The following is a 7771-nucleotide window of genomic DNA, read 5'->3' as shown; positions in this document are numbered from 1 at the left end:
CCGCGCGCTCCACCTCAGCAGGTGTGAGCGACTTCTTCGCTGCTCTCTCAAGCGGGCTCACGCCCACCAGTGTGTCGGTCATCATCCGACCCTTCCCGCTGAACCAGTCAGCGCGTTGGGCCAGTTACACCGTTACTCGGACAGTCTCCAGCTCCCTGAAACCGCCCGTCGATGAGGCGACAGACTCTGGCCTCTCGACGGTTGGGGTGACCCGGGCTACTGGGCCGTGACGACGTCCACGTCGGCCGCACGCACGTAGGCGAAGCGGTGGCCGAGGGAGATCTGGTAGTAGCGGTCCTGACCGACGACGTCGACGTGGTCGTTCGGGGTGCCGAGCGAGAAGGTCGAGGCACGGTAGTAGTTCGTCGGCACCGTGAGGTCACCGACGGCGTACCGCTGGCCCGCCGCGAAGGAGTACTGCAGCGGCGCGAGCGCCTGGACCGGGATGCCCGCCGGGTAGGCCGACGCCTCGGGGTAGGCCCGCCCGTAGACCGGGGCCTTGGCCAGACCGGCCTTGGGCACGACGTAGGAGCCCTTGACCGGGACGGCCGTCGGGTCGGACGCCGGGTTGAGGAACCAGCCCTTCACGCCGTTGAACCAGATGGCCGTCCAGTCACCGCTGCGCTCGGCCACGGCGAAGGTCAGACCGGTCTGGGCGCGGGCCCCGATGTCGGACACGTTCGTCGTCGACGCCGCGCCGTTGGACTTGCGGCCGATGTCGTTGACGAGCGGCGCCGTCTCGGACGGCTGGGTGTGCAGGTAGACGAAGTTGGTGCCCTGCGCGCGGCAGGCGACGCCCGCCGTCGTGCAGCCGGTCACCGGCTGGATGTTGTCCTCGAAGCCGGGGAGGATCCGCACGAGGTCCTGGGCCGCACCGGACTGGTGGGCCGAGAGCGGCGCTCCGAGGAGCTGGAAGTAGTGCTCCCAGTTCCAGTAGGGACCCGGGTCCCAGTGCATGCCGGCGACGCCGCCCGGGGTCGTGGCCGGTACCTGGTCGTGGCCGAAGACGTGCTGCATGTCGAGCGGGATGTCGTACGTCTTGGCGAGGTAGCGCACGAGCCGCGCGGACGAGCGGTACATCGGCTCGCTGAACCACTCGGCGCCCTGGGGCGCGAAGCCCTCGTGCTCGAGGCCGATCGAGTGGCTGTTGACGTACCAGTTGCCCGCGTGCCAGCCGACGTCCTGCGGCGTGAGGTGCTGGGCGATGTGGCCGTCGGAGCTGCGCAGGCTGTACTGCCACGACACGTAGGTCGGGTCGCTCACGAGCTTGAGCGTCGTGTCGTAGGTCGCCTCGGTGTCGTGGATGACGATGTTGGTGATCTTCGGCGAGCGCGGACGCTGAGCGAGGTCGTGGTTGCCGTAGTCACCGGCGCCCGGGCCGTACTGCTCGTACGGTGCGGGGACCCACTCGCAGTCGAGCCCGGGCGGGCAGTCGACGGGGCCGCCGTTGGGCTTCTTGAGCAGCCCGAGGCGGTCGACCTGTGCCGTGTCGGCCCTGACGGCCGACGGCAGCAGCGAGACCTCCTTGCCGTCGACGGTCCGGCGCGAGGCGCCGGACGCGATGACGGAGTAGGTGTCGTCGGCGAAGGCCGCCGCGACGTCCTCCTGCGCCGAGCCCGAGGCGTCGGCGACGGCGGCGTACCACTGGCCCGCGTCGGTGGACTGTCCCGTGGGCAGCCCGAGGCGCTTCTGCGTGGCGGCGAGCAGGGCCGCACCGCCGCGGATGTTGGCGACCTCGTCGGTGCGCAGTGCGTCCTCGGCGAGGCCGGTCAGCTCCGCGGCCCGGCCGAGCGTGTCGGCCACGGGTGCGGCCTCCGGAGCGGACGGCTCCCCGAGGCCCTTGGCGTCGGCACGGGTGCCGAGGTCGGCGTCGACGAGGTGCATGGGACCGTAGCCACCGGACGTGCTGTGCCCGGGGTTGAAGTCCCAGCGGGTCTGGGCGTACGACACGGCCTCGAGGACCGTGCGCGGCACGCCGTACTCCGTCGAGGCCGCCGCGAAGGCCCGCTCCCGGCTGGCGGGGTCGGTGCCGGAGGCCGAGGCCGACGGGTCCGCGGCCTGCGCGGCCGGGCTCGTCAGGGCCAGACCGGCTGCGACGGCCGCGACGGCGCCGAGCGCTGCGACGGACCGCCGCGCCCTGCGGCCTCCCGGAGGTCGGTGTGGCGTGGAGCTGGGTATCACTCGATCGTCCCTTTCCTGTCCTGGTGAGCGCAGGACGCTGACGCCGACGTGATCCGTCGGTGCTGCCTGCCTGCGAATGGGTGCGTCCGGCCCCGAGCCCGACACACACCTCTGACACCGAGCATTCCCGCGCACCCCGAGGCCCGCCACTTGAAACCGTCACCCAAGCGTTGTCCCGATTCCACCGCGTCGGACGTGCATCGTCCGCCGCGAGGGGCCACCATGGACGTCATGGGGCGCGCAGGCCTGTGCGTGGGGATGGCCGTCGCAGCACTCTTCGTCGGGGGCTGCGGGTCAGCCACGCCCGAGGACGGGTCGACGGGTGAGGTGACCTCGTCGGCCTCGGCACCCATGTCGTCGACGACCGCGGCGCTGCGCTTCGGCGCCGCCGGCGAGGACGCGCTCGGGTCGTCGTACGGCCCCACGTTCCCGCTGACGTTGCGGCGCACCGGTGGCATCGCCGGCTTCGACGACCAGATCGTGCTCGAGGCCAACGGTCGGGTCCGCGTCGAGACGCGCTCGGTCCACGGCCGGGTGTGCACGCTCAGCGTCCCGCAGCAGCGCCAGCTCGTCACCCTCCTCGCGACGCTCCGCCTCGGCACCTCGACGGCCCCGGCGCCGACCGACGGCTCCACGGCGCTCGACCCCGACGCCGTGCCCGAGAGCGACCCGATCACGATCTCGGTCACCGACCACCAGGCCCGGGCGATCGACCTCAGCGACCCGTCGCTCGGCGAGATCTCCGGGCTCGTCGGCATCCTCGTCAGCGACGTCACCCTCTCGGTGCCCGCGACCACCCGCTGCACGACCCCGACCACCGCTGCGCCGGGCGCGGCGGCCACCGCGCCCGCCTCCTGAGCGTCCGCGCGGGCAGGAGTCCCGGCCGAACGCACGAGGTCGGTATGCCGCGGGGCTGACCCGGCGGCATACCGACCTCTGTGGTGCGTGTCCTTCAGGGCAGCTCACGCGGCCCGGAGTGCTCGGTCCGTCAGAAGTTCGTCGCGACGTCGTCGACGACGAAGCTCGTCTGGAGCGAGGAGTCCTCGGTGTCGGCGAACTTCAGCGTGACGTTCGTGCCCTTGTAGGCCGTGAGGTCGATCGTCTTCTGGACGTAGGACGCCTTCGGCGTGGACAGGTTGGAGTAGCTCTGCTTCGTCACGCCGTTGATCTGGACGGTGGCCGTGTCGTAGGCGCTCGTCGTCGTGGTCTCGGCCGTGTCGATGCGGATCCAGTAGGTCAGCGCCGGAGCGGTGGCCGTGGCCGGGACGGCGAAGGTCTGCGACTCGTTCTCCGAGCCGGCCGTGCCGTTGCCGCCGAGCCACAGCTTGTACGAGCCACCGTGGGCCGGACGGCCCGTGTTGTTCGTGATCGGGCCCGCCGTGCCGGTCCAGCCGGTCTGGCCGGACTCGAAGCCGCCGTTGGTCAGGGCAGCGCCGCCGCCACCGCCACCACCGGTGCCGCAGGTCTCGGTGCTGGCCGGAGCCGAGATGGCGCCCATGGCCTTGTCGACCGCGGTGCACTCGGCCGAGCCGACGCCGTAGAGGTCCTTGGCCGCCTTGATGACACCGGTGCGGGCCGCCGCGTAGTTGCTGCCCGAGGTGAGGTACGTCGACAGCGTGCGGTACCAGATCTTCTCGACCTTGAGGTGGCCGATGCCGGTCACCGTCGAGGCGTTGCAGGTGGGGCTGTTGTAGCTGACACCGTTGATCGTCTTGGCACCCGAGCCCTCGGAGGCCAGGTAGTACCAGTGGTTCAGCGGGCCGGACGAGTAGTGCGGGTCGAGGCCGCCGAGGGAGCTGCTCCAGCAGTCCTTCGAGCCGCCGTCCTTGCTCGGCTTGTCCATGTAGCGCAGCGGCGTGCCGTTGCCGTTGATGTTGATCTCTTCGCCGATGAGGTAGTCGGGGGTGTCGCTCGGGTTGTTGGTGTACCACTCGACACCTGTGCCGAAGATGTCCGACGTCGCCTCGTTGAGGCCGCCCGCGTCGCCGGTGTAGGCGAGGCCCGCGGTGTTCTCGGTGACGCCGTGGCTCATCTCGTGGCCGGCGACGTCGAGCTCGACGAGCGGGGCCGCGTTGCCCGCGCCGTCGCCGTAGGTCATCTGCGTGCCGTCCCAGAAGGCGTTGACGTAGTTCTGGCCGTAGTGGACGCGGCTGCGGGCACCGGTGCCGTTGTTCCAGATGCCGGCGCGGCCGAGCTGGGTGTTGTAGTAGTCGTACGTCTTGCCGGCGCCGTAGTGCGCGTCGACGGCCGCCGACTGGCGGTTGCTCTGGGCGCCGTTGCCCCAGACGTCGTCGGCGTCGGTGAACGTCGTGCCGTTGCCGCTCGTGGCCTGGTTGAGGTCGGTCGTGTAGTTCCCGTGCGTGTCCTTCATCGTGTACGTCGTGCCGGCCGTCGTGGCCAGCGTGACGGAGCCGACGAAGATGCCGTTGCCGGTGCCCTGCTTGACGTCGTCCCAGCTCGTCAGGGTCTTGCCCGTCGTGGCGTCGACGATGGTGTGCAGGCGGGTCGGGGTCTGGTCGGCCTTGATGCCCTCGGTGATGACCTCGTAGGCGAGCTTGGGACCGGCGGCCGACTGGAAGACGACGAGCTCACCGGGGGTGGCGGTCTCCTTGGTGGCCTTCGACGCGGCGAGACCGGCCTGGTGCGCCTCGCTCTTGGAGACGCTCGGGGTCATCGTCGCGGGGGTGACGTTCTTGCGGTAGTTCCACGTGACGCTCTTGACGGCACCCGAGGAGTCCTTGTGGCTGACGAAGTCGCCGCCGATGACGCGGAGGCCGTCGAGGGTCCGCTCGTAGCGGACGTGCGTCGCGCCGTTGGCGTCCTGGATGACGGACTTGACGGTGAGCTTCTCGCCCGGGGCGAGGCCGAGGGCGCTCGCGGACGATGCTGCCCGGGACTGCTCGGTCGCCTTGAGGCTCTGCGACTCGGGGGCAGGCGCCTTGTCGCGTCCTGCACCGGCTGCTGCGCCCGCCGGGATCGCCGGCGAGATGGCGAGGGCGAGGGCGAGCAGCCCTCCGGTCGCCAGCCCAGACTTCAGTCGATTCACTGGTTGCTCCTTGTCGAGATGCGGCTCGTGGGCCGCCTGGAGGGAGTTCCGCTCATCTCACGACTTGAGATCGGGCCGGAACGAGCGTGACGTTGGCAGCAGCCCAGAACACGGGTCAACGGGGCTTACCAAGTCTTTGCCAAATGCCTCCGAAGTCCGGAGTAGCACTTGGCCGCAGGGCGATTCGCCGCAGGGCCCGACTTGGGCGATCTCCCAGAGTCGCCCGTTGACGGCCTCCGTCGGCCTTCAGTCGGCGCTCGGACGGCGCTCCGCGCGGTCGCGCGCACGCGCCAGGTCGGCCGGTGTGTCGACGTCCAGCGCGACCCCGGAGGGGTCGTCCACCGACTGCGTGCGTATGCCGTCCGCGAGGTCGCGCATGCTCCTGCCGTAGGGGTCCCCGAGCTCGTGGAGACGCCCGTGCAGGGCGGCGAGGCGCCAGGCCGAGCAGAGCCAGTTGGTGCGTCCGTCCCGGTCGACCGTCACGGCGAGGTCGGCCGACCCGAGCGCCTCGAGGAGCCGGTCGACGTGGGCGGAGGTGACGAAGGGCAGGTCCGCGGCCAGCAGCACGACGGCATACGGCAGCGGTGTGGCACTCGTGGCGGCATCGGCGGCGAGGGCCTCGACGGCGGTGGACACGCCGGACACGGGACCGCCGCCGGGGACGCGCTCCCACACGACGCGTACGCCGTCGGGGACGCCCTGGCCGGGGCCGACGACGAGCGCCGGGCGGTCGCCGGCCGCGTCGAGGACGCGCGCGACGAGGGGGCGGCCGCCGACGTCGAGGACGGGTTTGTGCGAGCCCATCCGCCGGGAGGCCCCGCCCGTCAGGACGACGACGACCGGGGGCGCTTCAGGTGGGCGGGGCGGCACCCATCGGAGTCTGGCACGGAGTCTGGCAGGCTGAGGTCATGGGACGGGTCACGGTACGGCGCAAGGTCACGACGATCGACCTCGCGACCCCGTCGTCGACGACGCGCCCCGACACCCTCACAGTCGAGGAGCCGCTCGAGCTGCGGGTCAACGGCTCGCCGCTCACGGTGACGATGCGCACGCCGGGGCACGACATCGAGCTCGTCCACGGCTTCCTCATGTCGGAGGGGCTCATCAGGTCCGCCGACGACATCGCTCTGGCGCGCTACTGCGAGGGCGCGGTCGTCTCGGGTGAGAGCGGCTTCGACGAGAACACGTACAACGTCATCGACGTGACGCTGGCGCCGGGCGTGGCAGTGCCGGCCGCCTCGGCCACGCGTGCCTTCTTCACGAACTCGTCGTGCGGCGTCTGCGGCAAGGCCAGCATCGAGCAGCTGCGGGCGCAGTCGGCCTTCGACGTGCGCGCCGACACGACGGGGTTCGCGGCCAAGATCATCGCCGAGCTGCCCGACGCCCTGCGCGTCGAGCAGCGCTCGTTCGACAAGACCGGGGGACTGCACGCCGCCGGCCTCTTCACCGCCGACGGCGAGCTGCTCGTCGTGCGCGAGGACGTGGGCCGGCACAACGCCGTCGACAAGGTCGTCGGATGGGCCCTGCAGAGCGGACGCGTGCCCGGCGTCGGGTGTGTGCTCGTCGTGTCGGGGCGCGCGTCGTTCGAGCTGACCCAGAAGGCGATCATGGCCGGGATCCCTTGCCTCGCAGCGGTCTCGGCGCCGTCGTCACTGGCGGTGGAGTGCGCCGAGGACGCGGGGATGAGCCTGCTCGGCTTCGTGCGCGGCACCCGCCTCAACGTGTACGCCGGCGCGCACCGGATCACGACCACCTGACCACCCGAGCAGCCCGACCACCCGCGCGACTGGAGGCCCACCCGTGGCGATCTTCGCGATCCACTACACCTACCCCGACGACGCGACCGAGATGCTGACGATCCGCCCCGAGCACCGCGAGTGGCTGAGCGGGCTCTCGGGGCTGCTCGTCGCCGGGATGTACCAGGACGGCATCGACGAGGTGAGCGAGGGCGAGCCGACCGAGCAGGAGGCCGTCAACGCGGCGCTCATCGTGTGCTCGGGCGAGTCGCTCGAGGCGGTCACCGAGGCGTTCGACCAGGACCCCTACTGGCTCGGCGGGCACATCCTGCGCCGCGTCGTGCGCCGGTGGGACCCGCCGCTCGGCCCGTGGGTCGCCGACCCGACCAACTCACCGGGCTGACGTCTCTGCAGGTCAGAGCTGTTGGGCCAGGCCGACGACGTGACCCTGCGGGTCGGCGATGAGGGCGAACGCGACGCCCGGGACCGTGACCGGCTCCTGCACGACCCGGCCGCCGAGGCGGGTCGCGTCGGCGATGGAGGCGGTCATGTCGTCGACGCCGACGAAGAACGTGACGAGGTCGGCATCGCCCTGCAGCGGGCTGATCGCCGTGTAGAGCGCGCCCGGCACGCCGGTCTCGACGAAGGTGTAGCCGGGGAAGGCACCCTCGGTGGGATAGGTCCAGCCGAACAGGCCGCCGAAGAAGGCGCGGGTGGCGTCGGGGTCGCTCGAGCGGATCTCGGCGTGGACGATGGGGTGACTCATGATGACCTCCGTGGGCTCACGATCACCGGCCGGTGACCGCTC

Annotated in this window: 7 protein-coding genes; 3 read left to right on the top strand and 4 right to left on the bottom strand. The window is 71.2% G+C overall.

All coding sequences use genetic code 11. The features are described from left to right. Nucleotides 1-216: 216 nt before the first annotated feature. The gene (locus tag AB4Y83_RS20400) at nt 217-2181 is read right to left on the bottom strand and encodes an N-acetylmuramoyl-L-alanine amidase (RefSeq protein ID WP_442298012.1); all 1965 of its coding nucleotides are present in this window, start codon (nt 2179-2181) and stop codon (nt 217-219) included. Between the two features lie 231 nt (nt 2182-2412). Here AB4Y83_RS20400 and AB4Y83_RS20395 point away from each other — a divergent pair, with 231 nt between their 5' ends. Then, nucleotides 2413-3039 (top strand): hypothetical protein, encoded by a 627-nt coding sequence (locus AB4Y83_RS20395; protein ID WP_442298011.1) that lies wholly within the window; start codon nt 2413-2415, stop codon nt 3037-3039. A 130-nt stretch (nt 3040-3169) separates the two neighbouring features. Here the strand turns inward: AB4Y83_RS20395 and AB4Y83_RS20390 are convergent, their stop codons facing one another. Then, nucleotides 3170-5227 (bottom strand): M4 family metallopeptidase, encoded by a 2058-nt coding sequence (locus tag AB4Y83_RS20390; RefSeq protein WP_442298010.1) that lies wholly within the window; start codon nt 5225-5227, stop codon nt 3170-3172. 246 nt (nt 5228-5473) lie between these two features. Further along, nucleotides 5474-6097: a molybdenum cofactor guanylyltransferase gene (gene mobA / locus AB4Y83_RS20385; RefSeq protein WP_442298009.1), complete on the bottom strand. Its 624-nt coding sequence runs from the start codon at nt 6095-6097 to the stop codon at nt 5474-5476. Nucleotides 6098-6135: 38 nt separating this feature from the next. Between mobA and fdhD the strand changes: the two genes are divergently transcribed. Further along, a complete protein-coding gene (gene fdhD, locus AB4Y83_RS20380; RefSeq protein ID WP_442298008.1) occupies nt 6136-6984 on the top strand; it encodes a formate dehydrogenase accessory sulfurtransferase FdhD in 849 nt (282 codons plus the stop codon). A gap of 43 nt (nt 6985-7027) precedes the next feature. Next, nucleotides 7028-7366, top strand: coding sequence for a YciI family protein (locus AB4Y83_RS20375; RefSeq protein WP_442274060.1), 339 nt, complete (start codon nt 7028-7030; stop codon nt 7364-7366). Between the two features lie 12 nt (nt 7367-7378). Here AB4Y83_RS20375 and AB4Y83_RS20370 read toward each other — a convergent pair whose 3' ends face one another. Next, entirely contained in the window at nt 7379-7729 is a 351-nt protein-coding gene (locus AB4Y83_RS20370; RefSeq protein ID WP_442274059.1) for a VOC family protein, read from the bottom strand. Between the last annotated feature and the right edge of the window lie 42 nt (nt 7730-7771).

This window comes from Terrabacter sp. RAF57 (assembly GCF_052113925.1).
GTDB lineage: Bacteria > Actinomycetota > Actinomycetes > Actinomycetales > Dermatophilaceae > Terrabacter.
This window is presented reverse-complemented; position numbering and strand designations above follow the sequence as displayed.

Excerpts from the sequence above, each read along its gene's own strand:
- AB4Y83_RS20395 (WP_442298011.1), top strand. The coding sequence starts at position 2,413 with ATGGGGCGCGCAGGCCTGTGCGTGGGGATGGCCGTCGCAGCACTCTTC.
- fdhD (WP_442298008.1), top strand. The coding sequence starts at position 6,136 with ATGGGACGGGTCACGGTACGGCGCAAGGTCACGACGATCGACCTCGCG.
- AB4Y83_RS20370 (WP_442274059.1), bottom strand. The coding sequence starts at position 7,729 with ATGAGTCACCCCATCGTCCACGCCGAGATCCGCTCGAGCGACCCCGAC.